Genomic DNA, 19,986 nt, shown 5'->3' with positions numbered 1-19,986 from the left:
TTAGCTCGCCGAGATGTTGGGATCGAACGTGAAGATGACGTAGGTGCCGACACCCATGATCAGGATCATCGACAGCACCAGCAAGGTGGTCAGCCAGAATCGCGTCGAGTCCTTGCGGGAGTAATCCGCGATGATCGTCCGGAGGCCGTTACCACCGTGCAGCTGAGCCAGCCACAACATCGTCAGATCCCAGAACTGCCAGAACGGGCTGGCCCAGCGACCGGCGACGAATGCGAAGTTGATGCGGTGCACACCGTCGTCGAGCATCAGCATGATGAACATGTGTCCCAGGACGAGCACGACGAGTGCCAGGCCGGAGAATCGCATGAACAGCCACGCGTAGAGCTCGAAGTTGCCCTTGCTCTGGCGTCGCGGCGAACGCGGGTTCGCCAGGCTGGCCGGACGGTCGTAGTTCGTGCCGAGGACCTTTGCCTCGGGACCCTGCGTCGACATCAGTGACCACCCGCCGTGAACATGTTGTAGAAGATTCGTCCCGCGCCGGGGATCATGACGACGAGCCAGACGACTGCGATCGCCCACAGCATCGGCTTCTGGTACTGCGGTCCCTTGGACCAGAAGTCGATCAGCATCACCCGGATGCCGTTCAACGCGTGGTACAGCACTGCTGCGACGAGGCCGATTTCCATCAGACCGACGAGCGGAGTCTTGTAGGTTTCGATGATGGCGTCGTACGTCTCGGGGTTGACCCGAACCATCGCCGTGTCGAGGACGTGGACGAACAAGAAGAAGAACGTCAACACGCCAGTGATGCGGTGCAGAACCCAGGACCACATGCCCGGATCCCCGCGGTACAGAGACCGCTTGCGCTCCTTGACCGGAGCGACTTCCGTCGTGCTACTCATCGAGTGCAATGCCTCCAACGTCGTTGGTGGACGCATCGAGCCCCGGTAGCCGGTCTTGCCTGGCTCGATTTGTCGCGATTCGGCCCTAGTGCTGGTTGTACTAGCCGCTTACTCGAAACTGTAAACCCATTCGAAACACGGAACTAATTCGACTCGAGGTTCGTACGGTGCCGAAATGCGGTGTTAGGTTTGCCTTCCCAATTGATGGACGTTGTTTCGGTCGGATCTCTGCATCAATTCAGACGCCATGCTTGGATGGGTAACCATGAACGAAATCGACTGGAATACGTTGCGCGACAATGCTCATGAGGCAATGGGCCGTGCGTACGCCCCGTACTCGAACTTTCCGGTCGGCGCAGCAGCTCTGGTGGACGACGATCGGATAGTGACCGGGTGCAATGTGGAAAATGTCTCATACGGTTTGGGGCTCTGTGCGGAGTGCGGGTTGGTCTCGAACTTGCACTCGACCGGCGGCGGCAGACTCGTTGCCTTTTCCTGTTGCGATTCCCGGCGTGAAATCCTGATGCCGTGCGGGCGATGCCGACAGCTGCTGTACGAGTTCGGTGGCCCGGATCTGCTCGTCGACACCGCCTCGGGACCGGCTCGCCTGGCAGAGTTGCTCCCGAACGCATTCGGCCCCGACAACCTTGACGAAGGACGCGTGAACAACCATGCCTGACGCCGTATCCATCATCAGCGCCAAGCGCGACGGTCGCGTTCTGGACGACGAGCAGATCGAATGGGTGATCGCGGAGTTCACTCGCGGAACCGTCGCGCCGGAACAGATGTCGGCACTCGCGATGGCAATTCTGTTGCGCGGATTGTCTCGCCGGGAACTGAGCACGTGGACCCGCGCGATGATCGCCTCCGGTACCCGCATGGACTTCTCCGCGCTGCCGCTGCCCACCGTCGACAAGCATTCGACCGGTGGTGTGGGAGACAAGATCACGTTGCCGCTGGCTCCACTCGTGGCCGCCTGCGGGGCCGCGGTACCGCAGCTGTCGGGTCGAGGGCTCGGGCACACCGGGGGGACACTCGACAAGCTCGAGTCCATCCCCGGGTGGCGAGCAGATCTCAGCGGTGAGGAGATGCATCGCATCCTGGCCGATCCGGCGATCGGCGCCGTCGTGTGCGCCGCCGGTGCCGATCTGGCTCCGGCCGACAAGAAGCTCTACGCGCTGCGAGACGTGACCGGCACCGTCGAATCGATTCCGCTGATCGCCAGCTCGATCATGAGCAAGAAGATCGCCGAGGGCACCGGTGCGCTGGTGCTGGACGTCAAGGTGGGCGGTGGCGCGTTCATGAAGAACGTCGACGATGCGCGCGAACTCGCGACTGCGATGGTCGAGCTCGGAACCGATGCGGGCGTACGGACTCTGGCGGTGTTGACGGCGATGGACGCCCCACTCGGGCTCACCGCGGGCAACGCGCTCGAGGTGGAGGAATCGGTCGAGGTACTCGCGGGAGGTGGTCCGGCCGACATCGTGGAGCTGACGATCACGCTGGCGCGCACGATGCTTGCCGCGGCCGGCATCGAGGGCATCGACCCGGCCGACAAGCTCGCCGACGGGTCCGCCATGGATCGGTGGCGAACGATGATCGCCGCGCAGGGCGGCGATCCCGAGGCCGCGCTCCCCGTCGCCCGGGAGAGCCAGGACTTCACCGCCACGGCCGACGGCGTCGTCACCGGGTTGGACGCGATGGGCGTCGGCCTGGCGGCGTGGCGTCTCGGGGCAGGTCGCGAACGACAGGGTGAGCCGGTGCAGAGTGCAGCCGGTGTGCGTCTGCACGCCAAGCCCGGCGATCGGGTGCGTGCAGGAGATCGGCTCGCAACCCTGTACACCGACACCCCCGAGCGCTTCGAATACGCGCAGCAGGCACTCGAATCCAGCTGGGAGATAGGGACCACGGCGGTCGAGCCGAGCCCTCTCGTCATCGACCGCATCGGGCAGTAACGCCGTCGGTCAGATCAGGTTCCCCGCCTCGGTCAGAACGCTGCGCAGAATCTGTTCCATCTCGTCGAACTCCTTCTGACCGCAGATGAGCGGCGGAGCCAGCTGTACCACCGGATCGCCGCGATCGTCGGCGCGGCAGTACAGCCCTGCGTCGAACAGAGCGGTGGACAGGAACCCGCGCAGGATGCGTTCGGCTTCGGCGTCGCTGAACGTCTCCTTCGTGGCCTTGTCCTTGACCAACTCGATGCCGTAGAAGAATCCCTCGCCGCGGACGTCTCCGACGATCGGGAGGTCGTGCAGCTTCTCGAGCGTCGCGCGGAACGCCGGTGCGTTGTCTGCGACATGCGCGTTGATGCCCTCGCGCTCGAAGATGTCGAGATTGGCCATGGCCACGGCGGCGGAGACGGGGTGGCCGCCGAAGGTGTAGCCGTGTGCGAAGCTCGACGTGCCGTCGTCGAACGGCTCGAAGAGCTTGTCGGAGGCGATCATTGCGCCGATGGGTGAGTAGCCCGAGGTCATTCCCTTCGCGCAGGTGATGATGTCGGGTACGTAGCCGAAGTCGCTGCAGGCGAACATCGACCCGATGCGACCGAACGCACAGATGACCTCATCGGAGACGAGCAGAACGTCGTAGCGGTCGCAGATCTCGCGGACCCGCTCGAAGTATCCGGGCGGGGGAGGGAAGCAGCCGCCGGCATTCTGAACCGGCTCGAGGAACACCGCGGCAACCGTGTCGGGGCCCTCGAATTCGATGGCCTCGGCTATCCGGTCCGCAGCCCAGATTCCGAACGCCTTCGGATCGGTGTCCAGGGGAGCGGGGGCGCGGTAGATGTTGGTGTTCGGCACTCGGAACGCGCCCGGTGTCAGCGGCTCGAAGGGTTCCTTGAGCGCGGGGATTCCGGTGATGGCCAGCGCGCCCTGCGGGGTGCCGTGGTAAGCGATCGCTCGCGAGATCACCTTGTGCTTACCGGGTTTGCCGACCTTCTTGAAGTACTGCTTGGCGAGCTTCCACGCGCTCTCGACGGCCTCGCCCCCGCCGGTGGTGAAGAAGACGCGATTGAGATCGCCGGGGGCGTACCCGGCGAGCCGCTCCGCGAGCTCGATCGCGGGTTCGGTGACGTACGACCACAGCGGGAAGAACGCCAATTCCTTGGCCTGCTTCGCGGCAGCCTCGGCCAGTTCCTCGCGGCCGTGCCCCACCTGCACCACGAACAGCCCCGAGAGACCGTCGATGTAGCTCTTGCCGTTCGAGTCCCAGATGGTCGAACCCTCACCGCGGGTGATGATCGGGGGTGTGACCCCTGCGCCGTGGCGGGTGAAGTGGCCCCACAGATGCCTGGCTGCGGAAGCGTCGAGCTCGGATGTCGTTCGCGTCATCGTGTACCCCAATTGTATTGCTGCTTGACGAGTTTGAGATAGACCAGCGTTTCGGTGCTGGTGACACCGGCCAGGCTGCGGATCTGTTTGTTCAGGATCTGCAGGAGTTGTTCGTCGTCCTCGCACACCACTTCCACGACGACGTCGAACGACCCTGCGGTCAGCACGACGTAGTCGATCGCATCGATCGCCGACAGTTCCTCGGACAGCGCATGACTGTCGCCGGTGCACTTGATGCCGATCATGGCCTGCCGCTTGAATCCGACCTGCACCGGATCGGTCACCGCCACTATCTGCATGACCCCGGAGTCCGTCAGGCGCTGAACTCGTTGACGGACAGCCGCTTCCGAGAGTCCGACGGCCTTGCCGATGGCGGCGTACGAGCGACGCCCGTCCTCCTGGAGTTGCTCGATGATCGCCTTGGAGACGGCGTCGAGTGCGATGGGCGGTTGCTCGGGCATGGGTCGATCTTGTCACTGTCGCGGCCGTGAACACAACCCGTCGACGATGAAAAGCGTGTCGATTCTCGATCTGAACGACAGAATCGGTTGTCGAAGGGTTGAAAACAGAGAGAATCCGTGGAACCGACGGTACTCTGCAGTGATGGCGAACATTCCTGGTTGTTGGATCGGTGGACGCTCGGTCGACGGTAGCGGTGATCGGTACGAGATCGACGATCCCGCGACCGGAGCCGTCGTCGCCGACGTCGGCCTGGCCACCGCCGAAGACGTCGATTCTGCTCTCGCACATGCCCGATCGGCATTTCCCGCATGGTCCACTGCCACTCCCGCGCACCGCAGCACCGTGTTGATGGAGCTGGCGAGACTGGTTGCGGCCGATGTGGACGGTTTCGTGTCCGAGGAGGTGACGCAGACCGGCAAATCGACAAGACTGGCAACGGAATTCGACGTTCCGGGCAGCATCGACAACATCGAGTTCTTCGCCGGAGCGGCGCGGCACCTGGACGGCAAGGCCGCGGCCGAGTATTCGGGTGAGCACACCTCGGTCATCCGGCGCGACGCCGTCGGAGTGGTCGGGTCGATCACGCCGTGGAACTATCCGTTGCAGATGGCGGTGTGGAAAGCGATGCTGGCGTTGGCAGCCGGGTGTTCCATCGTGCTCAAGCCCAGTGAACTCACGCCGCTGACCACGTTGCGGTTGGCGCGTTTGGCCACCGAGGCAGGTGTGCCCGACGGGGTGTTCAACGTCGTCACCGGAACCGGTGTCGACGCCGGAGTCGCGCTGTCCTCTCATGGGGGCGTGGACCTGATGACGTTCACCGGGTCCACTCCCGTCGGCAGGCGCGTGATGGCACAGGCGGCCGCGCACGGCACGCGGGTGCAGCTCGAGCTAGGCGGCAAGGCGCCGCTGGTGGTGTTCGATGACGCCGATCTCGATGCAGCCATCCACGGAGCCGTCGCGGGATCGTTGATCAACGGCGGCCAGGACTGCACGGCGGCCACCCGCGCCATCGTCGCAGAATCCCTCTACGACGACTTCGTTGCCGGAGTGGCGGAGTTGATGGGTCGCGTCGTGATGGGAGACCCGACCGATCCGGCAACCGACATGGGCTCGTTGATTCCCGTCGCGCACCGAGATCGGGTTGCGGCGATGGTGGATCGGGCCCGGGATGCGGGGGCGAGAGTGGTGACCGGAGGTCGCATTCCTGAGGGCAGGGGTGCCTTCTATCCGCCTACCCTGATCGCGGATGTCGGTGAACAGGACGAGATCTATCGCGACGAGGTCTTCGGTCCGGTGCTCACGGTCTCGAAGCATCACGGGGACGACGATGCGATCCGGCGCGCCAACGACACCGAGTTCGGACTCGCCGCCTCCGCCTGGACCAAGGACGTCTACCGCGCAGGCCGAGCGGCTCGGGAGATCGCCGCCGGCTGTGTCTGGATCAACGACCACATCCCGATCATCAGCGAGATGCCACACGGCGGGTTCGGTGCTTCGGGATTCGGCAAGGACATGTCGAGCTACTCGCTCGACGAGTATCTGACCGTCAAGCACGTCATGACCGATATCACCGGTGTGGCCCGAAAGTCCTGGCACCGAACGGTCTTCGCGTCCGTCGATGCTGCACCGCAGGGAGATGTCCGATGAACGCACCATGGGCAACCACACCCACCGATCGCGGCGTGGCGATGGTGGCGGACGCGGCACCGGGGTCCTACTGGCTCGACCGTCCCGAACGCCCGGCTCCGCGCAGTCGGCACACCGGCTCTGCGACAGCGGATCTGGTGATCGTCGGCGGCGGGTTCACCGGCCTGTGGGCGGCGGTGCACGCCGCCGAAGAGAATCCCGACAGATCGATCGTGGTGCTCGAAGGTGACCGCATCGCGGAGGGTGCAACCGGACGCAACGGGGGCTTCTGCGCGGCCAGCCTGACACACGGATTGAGCAACGGGCTCGACCGCTACGCCGACGAACTGCCCGAGTTGCTGCGCATGGGCACCGAGACGCTCGACGCCATCTGCGCGACTGCGGACCGCTACGGAATCGACGCCGACATCGAGCGCACCGGCGAACTCGACATCGCCAATTTCGACTGGCAGGTGGACGACCTGAGGAAACTCGGCGACGAGGGGAGGCGACTGTCGCAGCCGATGGAATACCTCGACGCCCCTGCGGTGGCGTCGAGAGTCACCTCGCCGATGGCGCGGGGTGCCCTGTTCGACCCCGACGTCGCCATGATCGACCCCGCCAAACTGGCCTGGGGCCTGGCCGACGCGGCGGAGTCGCTCGGCGTTCGCATCCACGAGAACACCCGGGCGCTGTCGATCGACAGATCCGGCAACGGTATTCGAGTGAACACGGGCTACGGCACCATCGAGGCCGCCAAGGTTCTGCTGGCCACGTCGGCATCGAAATCGTTGCGCCGCAAACTCCGTCACTGGATCGTCCCGGTATGGGATTACGTGATCATGACCGAACCGCTGACGTCGGCGCAGCTCGCCGACATCGGCTGGTCCGGTCGCGAAGGATTGGCCGACTCCGGCAACAGATTCCACTACTTCCGGTTGACGGCGGACAACCGCATCCTGTTCGGCGGGTGGGATGCGCACTACTTCTACGGTAGCGACACCGACCCACGCCGAACCCAACATCCCGAAGAGTTCGCGCTGCTCGCCGAGCACCTGCTGCAGATGTTCCCCGGCCTCGAGGGAATCCGTGCCACCCACGCCTGGGGAGGATCGATCGACACGTGCTCGCGGTTCAGTGCCTTCTGGGATCTCGGAATGAACGGGCGGGTGGCATCGGTGGCCGGGTTCACCGGCCTCGGCGTCGGCGCATCGCATTTCGGGGCCCGCACCGCCCTCGATCTCCTCGACGGCAAGGACACCGAACGAACACGTCTGAAGATGGTGCGCACCAAACCGCTGCCGTTCCCACCCGAGCCCCTCAAGTCCATCGGCATCAACATCACCCGTGCGGCATTCGCCCGAGCCGACCGGAACGAGGGACGGCGGGGACTGTGGCTGAAGGGCATGGATGCGCTGGGTCTGGGCTTCGACAGTTAGAGCGGCTTCGCCGCACGTGCACGGAAATTCGTTCTCTACTACGAACTTTCGCTCACATGCGGCGAAGCCGCTCTTACTCGTGCGGGACCACGACCACCGGCACCGGGGCAGCACGCAGAATCTTGGCCGCACTCGAACCGAGGAACACCCGCTTGGGAGTTGCCAAACGACTCGACCCGAGAAACAACACATCTCCCGGCTTCCAGTCGAGGTTGCCCATCGCCTCGTCCAACGAGGACCCGTCGGCGACGATCGACTCCAGGCCGTCGATGTCGGGGAGAGTACGTGCTGCGAGCTCGAGGTTCTCTTGCGCGGCAGCGACCTGTCGGCGACGCGTATCCAGCGAGGTCTCGTCACTCGGGGCCCCGGTCGATTCGAGCGAGACCAGCGACACCAGTCGAACCGGTACGTGCGCCGCGCTGGCAATGGTGATCGCGAACGGTAACGGATTGGGGGAGGAGGCCCGAGTGGGCACGGCAACGGTCAGATCGGTGATCGGCGCGTCCGAGAGCCGGTAGCCCCGAGGGGCAAGTGCCAGCGGCACTTCCGAGGCATGCAGCAGCTGACCGGCGACCGAACCGATCGAGTGCCGGTTCAGCAGGCCGTCTCGGGCACCGCCGACGACGATGAGGTCGGCATCGGTGTGTACGGCGAAGTCGATGAGGGCGCGGGCGAACGACTCGTGCGAGAGCACGTGCGTGGTCACCTCGATGCCCGGCGGCACCTGGGCGGCTGCGTCGTCCACCCACCCCTGCGCCCTGGCCTCGAGGATTTTTCGGTACGGTCCGCTGCCTTCCATGACAGGGTCGTCGACAGCCATGACCAGAACGATGTCGATGGATGCGTCGAGGGCGCGAGCGAGGGCGATGGCCAGGGCTACGCCGTCGTCGCCGCTGGGGGTGGCGAGATAGCCGACGGTGATCTTCATGAGCTTTTCGGTCCTTCTCTTCTAGTAAGTGTCGGGAACCTTGACTTCGGTGGACGCGGTGAGTGTCTTGCCCTGGAAGAAATCCTTGTTCCCCACGAAGCACAGCAGCATCAGCGGAATGCCGAGTACCAGCATGCCGACACCGAGAACGAAGACTCCGCCGACGGGACCGTAGACGGTGAAACCGTAGTCGGGCTTGATCATGTCGACGGCGCTCTGGACGAACGCCCATGTCATGGACAGCCCGCCGAGAAGTGGAAAGATGCCGCGCATGAACAGGTTTCGGACGGATGAGAACAGCGTCCGGCGGAAGTACCACGTGCACGCGTATGCGGTGATGCCGTAGTAGAACGCCACCGCGAGCCCGAGCGATGCCACCGAATCCTGCAGCGCGTTGGCGCTGACGAAGGTGAGCACCAGGTAGAACATCAGGGCTGCGGCACCCATCACGAGTGTGCCGAAACCGGGCGTCATGTACTTGGGGTGCACGCTGGCGAACCGCCTGGGGAGGGCCTCGTAGACGGCCATCGACAGGGTTCCGCGCGCTGTCGGCAGGATGGTCGTCTGGGTCGAGGACAGCGCCGAGATGGATACCGTCAACAGCAGGAGCGACGCCATGATCGAGCCGGCGACCGGGCCGCCGAGGATGGTGAGCACGTCGTCGACGTTGTCCGGGTTGTTCAGGCCGATGCCGGTATCGCCGAAGCCGGCGAACGACTGCACGGCATATCCGACGAGCACGTAGGTCGCGACGAGGATCAGCGTGGTGATCACCGCGGCGCGTCCCGGCGTCTTCTCCGAGTCCTTCGTTTCCTCGCCGACGGCCAGGCAGGCATCCCAACCCCAATAGATGAAGATGCACAGGATGATGGCCTGCGCCGCGTCGGACATCGTGACTCCGGTCGGCACCAACCAACTCCACTGGGGCGTGATGGCCTGCGGCCCTGCGGTCCCTGCCCCCACCTTGACCAGTGCCGTCACCGACACTCCGATGAGCACTCCGAACTGCACGACCAACAGCACGTTCTGCATGCGTTCGCTGATGAGGATGCCGCGGAAACTGACATAGGTCATCGAGGCGATGAAGAACGAGCCGAGGGCGACCTTGGCGGCGGTGGACTCCGCCAATCCCGACAGCCCCAGGAACTCGAACAGGTAGATGGCGGCGATCTCGGCGACGTTGGCCAGCACGATGATCGCCGAGACTGCCAGTCCCCATCCCGCCATCCAGCCGACCCAGGGTCCGAATGCCTTGGTGCCCCAGGTGAACGACGTTCCGCAGTCCGGGGTGTCGCGGCCGAGTTCGCGGTATGCGAATGCGGTGAGCAGCATCGGAACGAAGGCGATGAGGAACATCGAGGGTGCTTTGTCGCCGACGGCGAGAACGACGTAACCGAGGGTCGCGGCGAGGCTGTAGGCCGGCGCGACCGCCGACAGGCCGATGACGATGTTGCCGACCAACCCGAGTGCGCCGGTGTTGAGTCCCTTCCCTGGAAGGGTGTTCGGCGGTTCCACAGTGGACATATGTCTCTCCGAGGTTCGAGTCGACCGAGGACGTCGGAGGGGACCCGACAAGAATCGGCCGCGTGTGTTCGATGAACACTACGATTTCCGTCGCCGATCCGCTGTGTATCGACGGAATTGTTTTCATCGGAGTAACAAAGCAACGAAATACCTCGAAGAATCGGGAGGGATCGCGGGAATCCGCGGACTCGCCGAGTAGCGACGACGGGCGCGCGTGCGCGCGGGCCGCACGCTACCGTCGTCACATGAGCACCGCGGAGAACACTCAGTCCTCGATCGGTGGCAGTGCGCCACTCGATCTCGCGTCGATCAGGACAGCTCCGAAGGCGTTGCTGCACGATCATCTCGACGGCGGGCTCCGCCCGCAGACCGTGCTGGAACTGGCCGACGAGTGCGGTTACGGCGATCTTCCCGCCACCGACGGCGCGGCACTGGGTGAATGGTTCCGCGAGTCCGCGGACAGCGGTTCGCTCGTGCGGTACCTCGAGACGTTCGCGCACACCGTCGCCGTGATGCAGACTCCCGAAGGACTGTTCCGAGTGGCACGTGAGTGCGCCGAGGATCTGGCCGACGACGGCGTCGTGTACGCCGAGGTGCGCTTCGCGCCGGAGCAGCATCTCGAACGCGGCCTGACCCTCGACGAAGTGGTCACCCACACGCTCGCCGGTTTCGAGGCCGGAATCTCCGCGGCCAAGGTTCGCGGCAAGAACATCACGATCGGCACCCTGCTCACCGCGATGCGGCATGCGGCGCGTTCGCGGGAGATCGCCGAACTGACGGTCCGATTCCGTGACCGCGGCGTCGTGGGCTTCGACATTGCCGGTGCCGAAGCGGGATTCCCTCCCAGCCGCCACCTCGACGCCTTCGAATACATGCGAGCGAGCAACGCGCACTTCACCATTCACGCAGGAGAGGCGTTCGGTCTGCCGTCGATCCAGGAAGCAGTGGCGTTCTGCGGCACCGACAGGCTCGGTCACGGGGTTCGGATCACCGACGACATCACCACTGACGACGCCGGTGCACACGAACTCGGTCTGCTCGCCGCCTACGTCCGCGACACGAGGATGCCTCTGGAGTTGTGCCCGAGCTCCAACGTCCAGACCGGCGCCGCCGAATCGTTGGCCACGCACCCGTTCGATCTGCTTGCCCGACTACGATTCCGGGTCACCGTCAACACCGACAACCGGTTGATGAGCGACACCTCGATGAGTCGCGAGATGGCCAAGCTCGTCGAGACGTTCGGCTACGGCTGGAGCGATCTCGAGCGATTCACCATCAACGCGATGAAGTCGGCGTTCCTGCCGTTCGACGAGCGACTGGCGCTCATCGACGACGTCATCAAGCCGGGTTACGCAGTACTGATCGGCTGACCGCCTGGACCCGACCGGCGGCTACTTCTTGCGTAATCGGCTCTCGAACTCACGCTCGAGGGCGCGCCACGCCTCGGCCTCGACGTCGAACGGTGCGCTCGGAGCCAGCCGATCGGGACTGGGTTCGAGAGTGTAGGAGACGTACCAACCCAACGGCGTGGACGTGGCGAGCGCCTCGTCCACGGAATCGTCACCGACGAAATCGGCTGCATCGGTGAACAATTCGACAGCCAGGTCCAATTGGTCGACGTCCACTGCAGTGGGGCCCTCGGCGAGATCGTCGGCCAGACCGGGCAGCACGTACACGTTGTCGTCGGTGATCTGAATATCGAGTGAACCGTCGATCGCGGCAGTCTGAACGTCCGAGTACGTGCTGACCTGCGCCAGATCGTGGTCGTGGTCGTCGGCCAGATACCGGGCCAGCGAACGCTCGGAACCGAACACGCTGATGGCACCACCGCGGCCGAGGAACACCGGCTTGTCACCGAGGTAGCACCGCAGGGTGTACACCGTGTCGTCCGAGGTGATGATACGAATCGGGTCGATGCCGACGGTGGTCCAGAACGTCTCCTCGGCAGCTGCCGCGGCGATCGGATCCCGGTCCACCTCGGCTGCGTCGTCCGAATCGTCGTCGTCCGGGTCGTCGTCGGAATCGGAGTCGATGTCGTCGGTGACATCGTCGGCGTCGACGGCGTTCTCTGCCGCGGCGGTGATCTCGGCTTCGGCGACGGCAACGGCAGCGGAGTCGACAGCGGGCGAGGTGACGATGGAATCGACTGCGTCGAGGACGTCGTCCCAGTGCTTGGCGACCGCTGCTCCGATGCGGTCCCACAGCTCGCTGCCCTCGCGACCGAGGAAGCTCTCGACGCCTCCGCCGACCGCGCCTACGAACGAGTTGGAACCGAAAAAGCTTGTGACGGGCCGTAGTTCGCAGACATCTCCGATCGAGGAGACGATGTCGAAGGTGGCCTGCAGTTCGGCGAGAACGTCCGCTTCGGGGTCGGAAGCCACCAACTCCGGTACCGCCACCAGATCGAAGCGGTGTAGATCGTCGGGCTCGAGTTCGTGTGCCGCCAGTGCGGAGACCACCCTCCACGACGGATGGTCGACCAGGTCGTTGTCGTCGTCGGACCTGACGAACGCCGCAAGCTCGGCGACGGTCGAGAATCCGTACAGGTCTTCCTCGTGTCCGAGGAATGCCTCCCACTCGTCGTCGCCTTCTCGCCACTCCGGTGCCCACAATGTGGAGAAGTCACCGGCGGTGAGACCGAGTTCGATCGGGATGATGTCTCCAGCCATGGCGCGAAGCTTATCTCAGGAGTCTGTGAAGGAACCCTGCAGACTTTGCAGGATCGCCTCGCGCTGGTCGAGTGCGGCGGCGGCGGCCTCCGCGGCCGTTCCGGTGATCGTCGCAGCGAGTGCGTGGGCGGCAACCGATCGGAGATTCTCGGCGAGTTCGAGCTCGACCATGGCACCGGATCCATCGGCGACGACGGTCACCAGGTTGTCCGGCGAGGTGCGTCGAATTCTGATGCGGTCCAGACGCTCGTGCGTTTCGCGAAGCGCATCCAGTCGGTGCTGAGCGCTGCCGACCAGAGTGTCGAGTTCGGTGGTGTGGTTGTGGGTCATACCTGCTTCAACCAACTCGTGGGTGCGGAGTCCTCTGCGAGATTCTCGTTCGCTTCGGCGGCCACTGCGGCACGTGTCGGTAAGCCGAGGCGGTCGAGAACCTCGGCGGGAACACCGTCCTCGGCCAGGAGCGCGCGGCGTTGAGCTCGTGCGGCCGCACTCGCCCGTACGCACTGCTGGAGAATCGTCGATGCCAATGCGCCTCCGCCGTATCGCAGTTCGCGCTCGTCGATCGCGATCCCGATCGGCAGTCCGAGTTCGGTGGCGCGCACCGTCACCGATCCCGATCGAGTTCCCGATACCGCGCTGACGACGGTGGTGTCCGAGTCCGTCATCGGCCGGCCCTTCATTCGGTCGGACGGTAGAAGCCCTTGAAGCCCATACCGCTGTTGGTCGTTCTGATCGGTCCCACCTGTACTGGATCGCCTGCCTCGACGAGCTGACCGTTGCCGATGACCATGGCCACGTGTCCGTCCCAGACTGCGAGATCACCGGGCATCACCTCACCCGGTGCCACGGCGGAGCCGATGTCCTGTTCCTGCGCCAGACGCGGAATCTCGACGCCCTGCTGGGCGTACGCCCACTGGGTCAATCCGCTGCAGTCCAGCCCGCTGCCCGGCGTGGTGCCGCCCCACGCGTACGGCACACCCTGCTGAGTCAAGGCGCTGCGGACGGCACCCGCGGCCTCGGCGTTGGGTGCAGTGACGGTACTGCCGTCGGGTAGCCGTACGTCGACTCCCCGGCCGGTGTGCTCGGGGGAGCGGGCGGGGTCGGCACCCGGATTACCCAGGTAATTCTGTGCACCGCCGATGCTCGGCGATTCGGTCCCGGCAGCAGGGGACGAGAGAGATTGCGCGAACGTCTTCGCCAGCTTCTCGCTTGCCTCCATCACCTGTGCCGTCGCGGGCGAGGTCATGAGATTCGAGGGGGAGCCGGGGGACGGTGTCGGTCCGCCGCCCACGGGGGCGGGAATTGTCGGCGGAGCGGCCAGTTCACCGACTTTCGCGGTGTGGACGGCCAATTCGCCGCGAACTCGGGCCACCACCACGAGGGCTCGTTCGAGGTGCTCGATGGCTGCCGTGATCAGCATCGTCTGCCCCGGCGGGGTGGCGATGATCGGCCCGGCCGACAGTGCGATTCCCACGAAGGACTGCACGATCGCCTGCAGTTCGAGGAAGCCTCGATGGGTGTCGCGGCAGGCCTGATCCACGACGGCAGCGATGTCGTCGGCGTGGTCGGCGAGGGCGATTGCGCTCGTATGAGCGTTCTCGGCGTAGCGAATGGCCGCGTCGGCGGCCTCACCGTTCCAGTTGGCAGCGAGCTCCGTGACCGCGACCCTGCCGATTCCCTGCGCCGCCTCGATCGCTGCCGAGGACACCCGCAGCACGTCGGCCGGTCCGCCGGTGGGGAGCGCGCCGTTGCCGAACGCTCCGAGTAGATCGACGATGGGACGGGCCAGAAGATCTATCATCGGCGCTTACCGTGCGTCCTGCGCGATACCGGCGGCCGAAGCCGCAACGGTTGCGCCGGTGCCGGCATCGGTGAGGGCATACGACACCGCGGAGGCGGTGGCCGTGGAACCGATGCTCGCCACAGCGCCGGCCAGGCGCACCACGGCATCGGTGTGCGCCAGATGGGTGCCGGTGACTGCGCCGAGAAACTCCTGTCCGATCAAACCGAAGACCGGAGCCAGCACAGCGGGGCCGCACGCAGCCGCGGCAGCACCCGCCGCGGCGATCTGCTCGGCCATGGTCGACGCCACCGCACCGTATGCGAGGACCCCCTCGGTTTCGACGACGAGCTCGGCCATCGGTGCCCCCCTGAGAATGCAATCGATTCACGGCCGCCGAATGCGACGCCCAACTGGTTCGACGCGGGTGCCCGCCATTCGGTTCCCGTGACTTGCCGTTCGCGTCCTGCCCCCGAAGTCCTATCCTTGTCGGCATGGAAACACACGTGGTCGATCACCCACTGGCCGCAGCCCTGCTCACCAGGATGCGGGACGAGCGCAGCGACAATGCCACGTTCCGGTCGGCTCTGCGGCAGCTCACCCACATGCTGGTCTACGAGGCCACCCGCGATGCTGCGATCGACACCTTCGAGGTGCGTACGCCCGTCGCGGTCACCGAGGGCACTCGGCTGGCCCGACCGCCGTTGCTGGTCCCGGTTCTGCGCGCAGGCCTCGGCATGGTGGAGAAGGCCAGTGGTCTCATCCCGCAGTCCCGCGTCGGTTTCGTCGGGATGGCGCGCGACGAGGAAACCCACCAGCCTGTGCCGTACATGGAATCTCTACCCGACGACCTGTCGCAGACACCCGTCTACGTCCTGGACCCGATGCTGGCCACCGGCGGATCGATGGTTCATACGATCGAGCTTCTCGTCGGCCGCGGGGCGGCGGACGTCACGGCCATCTGTGTCGTTGCTGCTCCCGAAGGTGTTGCCGCGCTGGAAGCCTCGGGTCTGCCGGTGCGGCTGGTGGCAGCGAGCATCGACGACGGCCTCAACGACAACGCCTTCATCGTTCCCGGCCTCGGTGACGCCGGCGATCGTCAGTTCGGCCCGCGCTGATCTCCGATACCGCCGACCGGTTGGTCCTGGGGGTCTCCTGGCCCTCGGAGGCGTCGCCTGAACCGCGCCCGAGGCTGCGGGTGCTCGACGTCGAGACCGAGCAGATCGAGTTCCACGAACTGGTCGGCCGCAGGCTCGGCTTCCATGCACCGGGTGCGGCGACCGATCGGTACTGCACCGGGCGCATGGCTTTTCGGGCCGACGGCCCGCCGCGCTACGTACCGTGCCCAGGCCAGGAGCGAGCCGTTGTGTCGGGGCAGTGCGCGACGTGCGCCGACAAGGACAGCTTTCGGTTCGTGCACACCGTGCATCGCAGCGGGTTCGTCTCGCGGGATCTGAAAAAGCATGTCATGCAACCACATTGGCTGTATCTGGCGGCGTTTGCCAACGGCACCTTCAAGATCGGGACGGCAGCGGACACGCGTAAATGGGGCCGGCTCGCCGAGCAGGGTGCCATCTGTGCGCGGTACGTCGCCCACGCCGACGACGGAAAAGCCGTCCGGGTGGCCGAGGATCTCGTGACCGAATCGATGGGGCTACGGCAGGCGGTGCGGTCCACGGCGAAAGCTGCCTCGCTGTGTCTGCCGATCGACGTGGACAGGCTCGAGGCCGCCACCGCTGCCCGGGCCGAGCAGGTCCGCGAGATGCTGACCGAGGCAGGGATTGCAGGCTGCACCCCGATCGACGAACGCTGGGCCCCGCCCGCAGGCCGGGAAGCGTTGAGCGAGAACATCAGTCGCGTCGCCTACCCCGCGGATGTCGCAACGGGTTCCCACGGACTCGAGATCAGGACGTGCGTCGGGCAGGCGGTGATCGCGACCGTCGACGGCGAGACGTACGTCGCGGATCTGGCGGCACTCAAGGGTCGACGCATCGAACTCGGGGCCTTCACGTCCGATTTGCCTGCGGTGCAGTCGGCGCTGTTCTGAAGGCTCGTCGACGCCTAGAGGTGCTGGGCGAAGTCCGTCAGTTCGGCGAGGATCTCGCCTGCTGCCGTCCGCGCTCTCGGCAGGTCTTCGGGGCCGTCGACCTGCTCGATCACTTCGAGGTAGGCCTTGAGTTTGGGTTCGGTGCCGGACGGCCGCACGATCATCCGCAGCCCTGATCCGCTGATCTCGACTGCGTCGGTGCGTAGTTCGTCGTCGCGCTGAGCGTAGTCCAGCACGCTGACAGCTCGTCCGGCCAGTTCCGACGGCGGGGCGTTGCGCAACCGATGCATCATGGTCCCGATCTCGGCGAGATCCTGCACCCTCCGCGACACCTGCGCACCGAGATGTACGCCGAACTCGACCGCGAGGTCGTCGAGCACGTCGAGCAGGGTGCGACGATCCTGCTTCAATTCGGCGGCCAGATCCGCAAGCACCACCGCGGCCGAGATACCGTCCTTGTCGCGCACCACATTCGGATCGACGCAGTGCCCGATGGCCTCCTCGTAGGCGTAGACGAGGCCCTCGCCCGCACGGACGAGCCACTTGAATCCGGTCAGAGTGCGGGCGTAGCGGGCACCGCGCGCCGGGGCGAGCGCGGAGAGCAGTTGCGACGAGACGATGGTGTTGGCCACCAGTGAACCGGCGGGAGCATCGGCGAGGAGATGATTCGCCAGCAGGGCCCCGGTTTCGTCGCCGGTCAGCATGCGCCAGCCGCTGTCCGTCGGCACGCCGACGGCACAACGATCGGCGTCAGGGTCGAGGGCAATCGCGATGTCGGCCTCGATCTCGGCCGCCAGTTCGAGTACCGCATCGGCAGCCCCTGGCTCCTCCGGGTTGGGGAACGTCACGGTCGGGAATGTGGGATCGGGCTCGAACTGTTCTTCGACCACCCGGATGTCGCGGAACCCCGCGCCACGCAGCGCAGCCATCGCGAGTTCACCGCCGACGCCGTGCAGGGGAGTCAGCGCGATGCGGATGTCCCGAACCGTCGAACGTGGCAGTGCGACAACGGAATCGAGATATCGCGCAGCGATGTCGGAGCCGCCCGGCTGCACGATCGCCCGCGGAACCTCGATCGCGTCGGGAGTGGCCTCGATGAGTGCTTCTATCTGGGCGTCGCTCGGCGGAATCAATTGCGAGCCGCCGCGGAGATACACCTTGTACCCGTTGTCCGCAGCGGGATTGTGCGACGCGGTGATCTGCACGCCGAGCTCGGCATCGAGTGCCCGCACCGCGAAGGCGACGACGGGTGTAGGGAGCGGCCGAGGCAGCATCACCACGGAAAAGCCCTGGGCGGAGAAGGTTTCGGCGGCCGCGAATGCGAACTGTTCGGAGCCGTTCCTGGCGTCGCGACCGACCACGACCGTGGAACCACCCAGACCGTTCTCGATCAACCACGCCGCGATGCCGGCCGAGGTCTTCGTCACCACCGCCACGTTCATCCCGTTCGGTCCCGCGCGCACCGGGCCACGTAGACCTGCGGTGCCGAATGTCAGGGGACCGCTGAACCGGTCGGCGAGTTCGGCATCGGGCAGGCCGTCGAGTTCCTCGCGAGCAGCGGGGTCGGGGTCTCCTGCGATCCAAGCCCGTACCCGCTCGGTGAGCTCCTCGGTCACAGGCGGGAGACCAACTCGTGCAGCAACGCTCCCATGCGGGCAGCGGACTCCTTGCCTGCAGCGAGTACCTCGGTGTGGTTCAGGTGCTCTCCGGTCATTCCGGCCGCGAGATTGGTCACCAGCGAGATGCCCAGGACGCGTGCGCCTTTCGCCCGAGCGGCAATCGTCTCGTGCACCGTCGACATGCCCACGAGGTCCGCACCGAGCGTGCGCAGCATTCTGATCTCGGCGGGAGTTTCGTAGTGGGGGCCGGGCAGGCCGGCATAGACGCCGTCCTCGAGCGACGGATCGATCTCGGCCGCGAGCGCGCGAAGTTCCGGGGAGTACGCGTCGACCAGGTCGACGAACTCGGCCCCGACCAGGGGTGAACGAGCAGTGAGGTTGAGATGGTCCGAGATGAGCACGGGCTGTCCGACGCTCATGCCGTCTCGGATACCGCCCGCAGCGTTGGTCAGCACGACGGTCGTGGCACCTGCGGCGATAGCGGTCCGCACCGGATGCACGACGCGTTGCAGGTCGTGGCCCTCGTAGGCGTGGGTGCGGCCCTGTAACAAGAGCGTGTGGGTACCGCCGACGTCCACCGAGGTGATCGTCCCGGAGTGACCCGACGCCGACGGCGGCGCGAAACCGGGCAGGTCGGCCATGCGCACGGTTGCGGTGGGGGAGCCGAAGACATCCGCTGCTGCCTGCCAGCCGGAGCCGAGGACGATGGCTACGGAATGGGTGTCGACTCCGGTCGCCGCAGCGAGAGCGTCGGCGGCGGTGCGCGCGGCCCCCTCGGGATCGGTCACGGGGTCGGTCTCATGTGCGTCGGTGGTTGCCACGATGAACAACAGTAGGAGATCGACGCGGTGGATGTGCGACCGGCGGAAGTTACTGTTCGGTAGTATCCGCTGCATGCCTTATCTCGAACGCGACGGCGACGTCCACATCCTGTTCCTCGGTGCCGAGAACGGCTCGGACAATCCCGAGAACCGTTTCCACCCGGACTGGATCGACGCTGTCCATGCGTTGCTCGACGAGGTCGAGGCCTCGACCGGCCCCGCGGCGCTGGTCACCACGTCGGCAGGCAAGTTCTACAGCAACGGGCTCGACACCGATTGGCTGTTCGCCAACCTGGACAAGATCACCTGGTACCTCGACCGAGTCCACACGCTCTACACCCGGTTGCTTGCTTTCCCGATGGCCACCGTCGCCGCTGTGCAGGGCCACGCATTCGGTGCGGGCGCGATGTTCGCCACCTCCCACGACTTCCGCATCCAACGCGTCGATCGCGGTTTCTACTGCTTGCCCGAGGTGAATCTGAACATGCCGTTCACCGTCGGAATGTCGGCACTGATCAACTCCCGGCTTCCCAAGCAGACCGCCGTGGAGGCGATGACGACCGGTCGCCGCTACGGCGGTGCCGACGCCGTGTCCGCCGGAATCGTGGAGGCGACGGCATCGGAAGAGTCGCTGGTGTCCGACGCGGTCGCGAAGGCGGCAGCGTTGACGAGCACCCGAGGTGCGAACCTGGCCGGGATCAAGAGTCGTATCCACGTGGATCTGCTCGCCGCGCTGAACACCGCGACCGACGACAGCAACTTCAGCTTCGGGAAGTAGCAGGACCGTCTTCGCCCGCGACTCGGCACAGCTGTTCCGACAGTCGGCCGCGCTAGTGACACACTGTCTCTCGTGATCGACGAATCGAACAGTGCCGA

At 65.6% G+C, this 19,986-nt stretch carries 21 protein-coding genes; 8 read left to right on the top strand and 13 right to left on the bottom strand.

All coding sequences use genetic code 11. The features are described from left to right. On the bottom strand, window positions 1-453 hold the full coding sequence (locus AABD04_RS15690) for a succinate dehydrogenase hydrophobic membrane anchor subunit (protein ID WP_027496419.1): 453 nt from the start codon (window positions 451-453) through the stop codon (window positions 1-3). Beyond that, window positions 453-863: a succinate dehydrogenase, cytochrome b556 subunit gene (gene sdhC, locus AABD04_RS15685; RefSeq protein ID WP_082073728.1), complete on the bottom strand. Its 411-nt coding sequence runs from the start codon at window positions 861-863 to the stop codon at window positions 453-455. Before sdhC ends, AABD04_RS15690 begins: the two co-directional genes overlap by 1 nt. A 265-nt stretch (window positions 864-1,128) precedes the next feature. On the opposite strand from sdhC, the gene AABD04_RS15680 reads away from it, so the two are divergent. Both AABD04_RS15680 and AABD04_RS15675 read left to right on the top strand, forming a co-directional pair. Continuing rightward, on the top strand, window positions 1,129-1,542 hold the full coding sequence (locus AABD04_RS15680) for a cytidine deaminase (protein ID WP_243594831.1): 414 nt from the start codon (window positions 1,129-1,131) through the stop codon (window positions 1,540-1,542). Continuing rightward, complete coding sequence (locus tag AABD04_RS15675) at window positions 1,535-2,818, top strand: thymidine phosphorylase (RefSeq protein ID WP_341441727.1); 1,284 nt, start codon at window positions 1,535-1,537, stop codon at window positions 2,816-2,818. The genes AABD04_RS15680 and AABD04_RS15675 overlap by 8 nt, the downstream gene beginning before the upstream one ends. A gap of 9 nt (window positions 2,819-2,827) precedes the next feature. Here the strand turns inward: AABD04_RS15675 and AABD04_RS15670 are convergent, their stop codons facing one another. Further along, window positions 2,828-4,195 (bottom strand): aspartate aminotransferase family protein, encoded by a 1,368-nt coding sequence (locus tag AABD04_RS15670; RefSeq protein WP_341441726.1) that lies wholly within the window; start codon window positions 4,193-4,195, stop codon window positions 2,828-2,830. Then, on the bottom strand, window positions 4,192-4,656 hold the full coding sequence (locus AABD04_RS15665; RefSeq protein WP_341441724.1) for an Lrp/AsnC family transcriptional regulator: 465 nt from the start codon (window positions 4,654-4,656) through the stop codon (window positions 4,192-4,194). The genes AABD04_RS15670 and AABD04_RS15665 overlap by 4 nt, the downstream gene beginning before the upstream one ends. A gap of 142 nt (window positions 4,657-4,798) precedes the next feature. Between AABD04_RS15665 and AABD04_RS15660 the strand changes: the two genes are divergently transcribed. Further along, window positions 4,799-6,304, top strand: coding sequence for a gamma-aminobutyraldehyde dehydrogenase (locus AABD04_RS15660; RefSeq protein WP_341441723.1), 1,506 nt, complete (start codon window positions 4,799-4,801; stop codon window positions 6,302-6,304). Then, window positions 6,301-7,722: an NAD(P)/FAD-dependent oxidoreductase gene (locus AABD04_RS15655; protein ID WP_341441722.1), complete on the top strand. Its 1,422-nt coding sequence runs from the start codon at window positions 6,301-6,303 to the stop codon at window positions 7,720-7,722. Before AABD04_RS15660 ends, AABD04_RS15655 begins: the two co-directional genes overlap by 4 nt. Window positions 7,723-7,795: 73 nt before the next feature. Here the strand turns inward: AABD04_RS15655 and AABD04_RS15650 are convergent, their stop codons facing one another. Both AABD04_RS15650 and AABD04_RS15645 read right to left on the bottom strand, forming a co-directional pair. Beyond that, window positions 7,796-8,650: a universal stress protein gene (locus tag AABD04_RS15650; protein ID WP_341441721.1), complete on the bottom strand. Its 855-nt coding sequence runs from the start codon at window positions 8,648-8,650 to the stop codon at window positions 7,796-7,798. Window positions 8,651-8,671: 21 nt separating this feature from the next. Next, the gene (locus AABD04_RS15645) at window positions 8,672-10,174 is read right to left on the bottom strand and encodes an APC family permease (RefSeq protein ID WP_341441720.1); all 1,503 of its coding nucleotides are present in this window, start codon (window positions 10,172-10,174) and stop codon (window positions 8,672-8,674) included. A gap of 245 nt (window positions 10,175-10,419) precedes the next feature. Here AABD04_RS15645 and AABD04_RS15640 point away from each other — a divergent pair, with 245 nt between their 5' ends. Next, the gene (locus tag AABD04_RS15640) at window positions 10,420-11,544 is read left to right on the top strand and encodes an adenosine deaminase (protein WP_341441719.1); all 1,125 of its coding nucleotides are present in this window, start codon (window positions 10,420-10,422) and stop codon (window positions 11,542-11,544) included. 21 nt (window positions 11,545-11,565) lie between these two features. Here AABD04_RS15640 and AABD04_RS15635 read toward each other — a convergent pair whose 3' ends face one another. Genes AABD04_RS15635 through AABD04_RS15615 form a run of 5 tightly spaced genes read right to left on the bottom strand, consistent with a single transcriptional unit; the run spans window position 11,566 to window position 14,983 of the window. Next, complete coding sequence (locus AABD04_RS15635) at window positions 11,566-12,843, bottom strand: primosomal protein (protein WP_341441718.1); 1,278 nt, start codon at window positions 12,841-12,843, stop codon at window positions 11,566-11,568. 15 nt (window positions 12,844-12,858) lie between these two features. Beyond that, the gene (locus tag AABD04_RS15630) at window positions 12,859-13,173 is read right to left on the bottom strand and encodes a YbaB/EbfC family nucleoid-associated protein (protein WP_341441717.1); all 315 of its coding nucleotides are present in this window, start codon (window positions 13,171-13,173) and stop codon (window positions 12,859-12,861) included. Then, on the bottom strand, window positions 13,170-13,508 hold the full coding sequence (locus tag AABD04_RS15625) for a hypothetical protein (protein WP_341441716.1): 339 nt from the start codon (window positions 13,506-13,508) through the stop codon (window positions 13,170-13,172). Before AABD04_RS15625 ends, AABD04_RS15630 begins: the two co-directional genes overlap by 4 nt. Before the next feature lie 11 nt (window positions 13,509-13,519). Then, window positions 13,520-14,644 carry a C40 family peptidase gene (locus AABD04_RS15620; protein ID WP_341441715.1) on the bottom strand — a complete coding sequence of 375 codons (1,125 nt, stop codon included), beginning with the start codon at window positions 14,642-14,644 and terminating at the stop codon, window positions 13,520-13,522. Window positions 14,645-14,650: 6 nt separating this feature from the next. Then, on the bottom strand, window positions 14,651-14,983 hold the full coding sequence (locus AABD04_RS15615) for a type VII secretion target (RefSeq protein WP_341441714.1): 333 nt from the start codon (window positions 14,981-14,983) through the stop codon (window positions 14,651-14,653). Window positions 14,984-15,117: 134 nt separating this feature from the next. Here AABD04_RS15615 and upp point away from each other — a divergent pair, with 134 nt between their 5' ends. Further along, window positions 15,118-15,741: a uracil phosphoribosyltransferase gene (gene upp, locus AABD04_RS15610; RefSeq protein WP_341441713.1), complete on the top strand. Its 624-nt coding sequence runs from the start codon at window positions 15,118-15,120 to the stop codon at window positions 15,739-15,741. Window positions 15,742-15,821: 80 nt separating this feature from the next. Next, on the top strand, window positions 15,822-16,670 hold the full coding sequence (locus tag AABD04_RS15605; protein ID WP_341441712.1) for a DUF2797 domain-containing protein: 849 nt from the start codon (window positions 15,822-15,824) through the stop codon (window positions 16,668-16,670). A 14-nt stretch (window positions 16,671-16,684) separates the two neighbouring features. Here the strand turns inward: AABD04_RS15605 and AABD04_RS15600 are convergent, their stop codons facing one another. Together AABD04_RS15600 and AABD04_RS15595 are read right to left on the bottom strand one after the other, a co-directional pair. Continuing rightward, window positions 16,685-18,286, bottom strand: a complete 1,602-nt coding sequence (locus AABD04_RS15600; RefSeq protein ID WP_341441711.1) for a phospho-sugar mutase — start codon at window positions 18,284-18,286, stop codon at window positions 16,685-16,687. Beyond that, entirely contained in the window at window positions 18,283-19,185 is a 903-nt protein-coding gene (locus AABD04_RS15595) for a purine-nucleoside phosphorylase (protein WP_423228158.1), read from the bottom strand. Before AABD04_RS15595 ends, AABD04_RS15600 begins: the two co-directional genes overlap by 4 nt. Between AABD04_RS15595 and AABD04_RS15590 the strand changes: the two genes are divergently transcribed. Next, window positions 19,184-19,888: an enoyl-CoA hydratase/isomerase family protein gene (locus AABD04_RS15590; protein WP_341441709.1), complete on the top strand. Its 705-nt coding sequence runs from the start codon at window positions 19,184-19,186 to the stop codon at window positions 19,886-19,888. The genes AABD04_RS15595 and AABD04_RS15590 overlap by 2 nt on opposite strands. Window positions 19,889-19,986: the final 98 nt, after the last annotated feature.

Source organism: Rhodococcoides navarretei, assembly GCF_038069675.1.
Classification (GTDB): domain Bacteria; phylum Actinomycetota; class Actinomycetes; order Mycobacteriales; family Mycobacteriaceae; genus Rhodococcoides; species Rhodococcoides navarretei.
The sequence above is the reverse complement of the archived record's forward strand: the minus strand, read 5'-3'. Positions and strand labels throughout refer to the sequence as shown.

Excerpts from the sequence above, each read along its gene's own strand:
- AABD04_RS15690 (WP_027496419.1), bottom strand. The coding sequence starts at position 453 with ATGTCGACGCAGGGTCCCGAGGCAAAGGTCCTCGGCACGAACTACGAC.
- sdhC (WP_082073728.1), bottom strand. The coding sequence starts at position 863 with ATGAGTAGCACGACGGAAGTCGCTCCGGTCAAGGAGCGCAAGCGGTCT.
- AABD04_RS15680 (WP_243594831.1), top strand. The coding sequence starts at position 1,129 with ATGAACGAAATCGACTGGAATACGTTGCGCGACAATGCTCATGAGGCA.
- AABD04_RS15675 (WP_341441727.1), top strand. The coding sequence starts at position 1,535 with ATGCCTGACGCCGTATCCATCATCAGCGCCAAGCGCGACGGTCGCGTT.
- AABD04_RS15670 (WP_341441726.1), bottom strand. The coding sequence starts at position 4,195 with ATGACGCGAACGACATCCGAGCTCGACGCTTCCGCAGCCAGGCATCTG.
- AABD04_RS15665 (WP_341441724.1), bottom strand. The coding sequence starts at position 4,656 with ATGCCCGAGCAACCGCCCATCGCACTCGACGCCGTCTCCAAGGCGATC.
- AABD04_RS15660 (WP_341441723.1), top strand. The coding sequence starts at position 4,799 with ATGGCGAACATTCCTGGTTGTTGGATCGGTGGACGCTCGGTCGACGGT.
- AABD04_RS15655 (WP_341441722.1), top strand. The coding sequence starts at position 6,301 with ATGAACGCACCATGGGCAACCACACCCACCGATCGCGGCGTGGCGATG.
- AABD04_RS15650 (WP_341441721.1), bottom strand. The coding sequence starts at position 8,650 with ATGAAGATCACCGTCGGCTATCTCGCCACCCCCAGCGGCGACGACGGC.
- AABD04_RS15645 (WP_341441720.1), bottom strand. The coding sequence starts at position 10,174 with ATGTCCACTGTGGAACCGCCGAACACCCTTCCAGGGAAGGGACTCAAC.
- AABD04_RS15640 (WP_341441719.1), top strand. The coding sequence starts at position 10,420 with ATGAGCACCGCGGAGAACACTCAGTCCTCGATCGGTGGCAGTGCGCCA.
- AABD04_RS15635 (WP_341441718.1), bottom strand. The coding sequence starts at position 12,843 with ATGGCTGGAGACATCATCCCGATCGAACTCGGTCTCACCGCCGGTGAC.
- AABD04_RS15630 (WP_341441717.1), bottom strand. The coding sequence starts at position 13,173 with ATGACCCACAACCACACCACCGAACTCGACACTCTGGTCGGCAGCGCT.
- AABD04_RS15625 (WP_341441716.1), bottom strand. The coding sequence starts at position 13,508 with ATGACGGACTCGGACACCACCGTCGTCAGCGCGGTATCGGGAACTCGA.
- AABD04_RS15620 (WP_341441715.1), bottom strand. The coding sequence starts at position 14,644 with ATGATAGATCTTCTGGCCCGTCCCATCGTCGATCTACTCGGAGCGTTC.
- AABD04_RS15615 (WP_341441714.1), bottom strand. The coding sequence starts at position 14,983 with ATGGCCGAGCTCGTCGTCGAAACCGAGGGGGTCCTCGCATACGGTGCG.
- upp (WP_341441713.1), top strand. The coding sequence starts at position 15,118 with ATGGAAACACACGTGGTCGATCACCCACTGGCCGCAGCCCTGCTCACC.
- AABD04_RS15590 (WP_341441709.1), top strand. The coding sequence starts at position 19,184 with ATGCCTTATCTCGAACGCGACGGCGACGTCCACATCCTGTTCCTCGGT.
- AABD04_RS15595 (WP_423228158.1), bottom strand. The coding sequence starts at position 19,185 with ATGCAGCGGATACTACCGAACAGTAACTTCCGCCGGTCGCACATCCAC.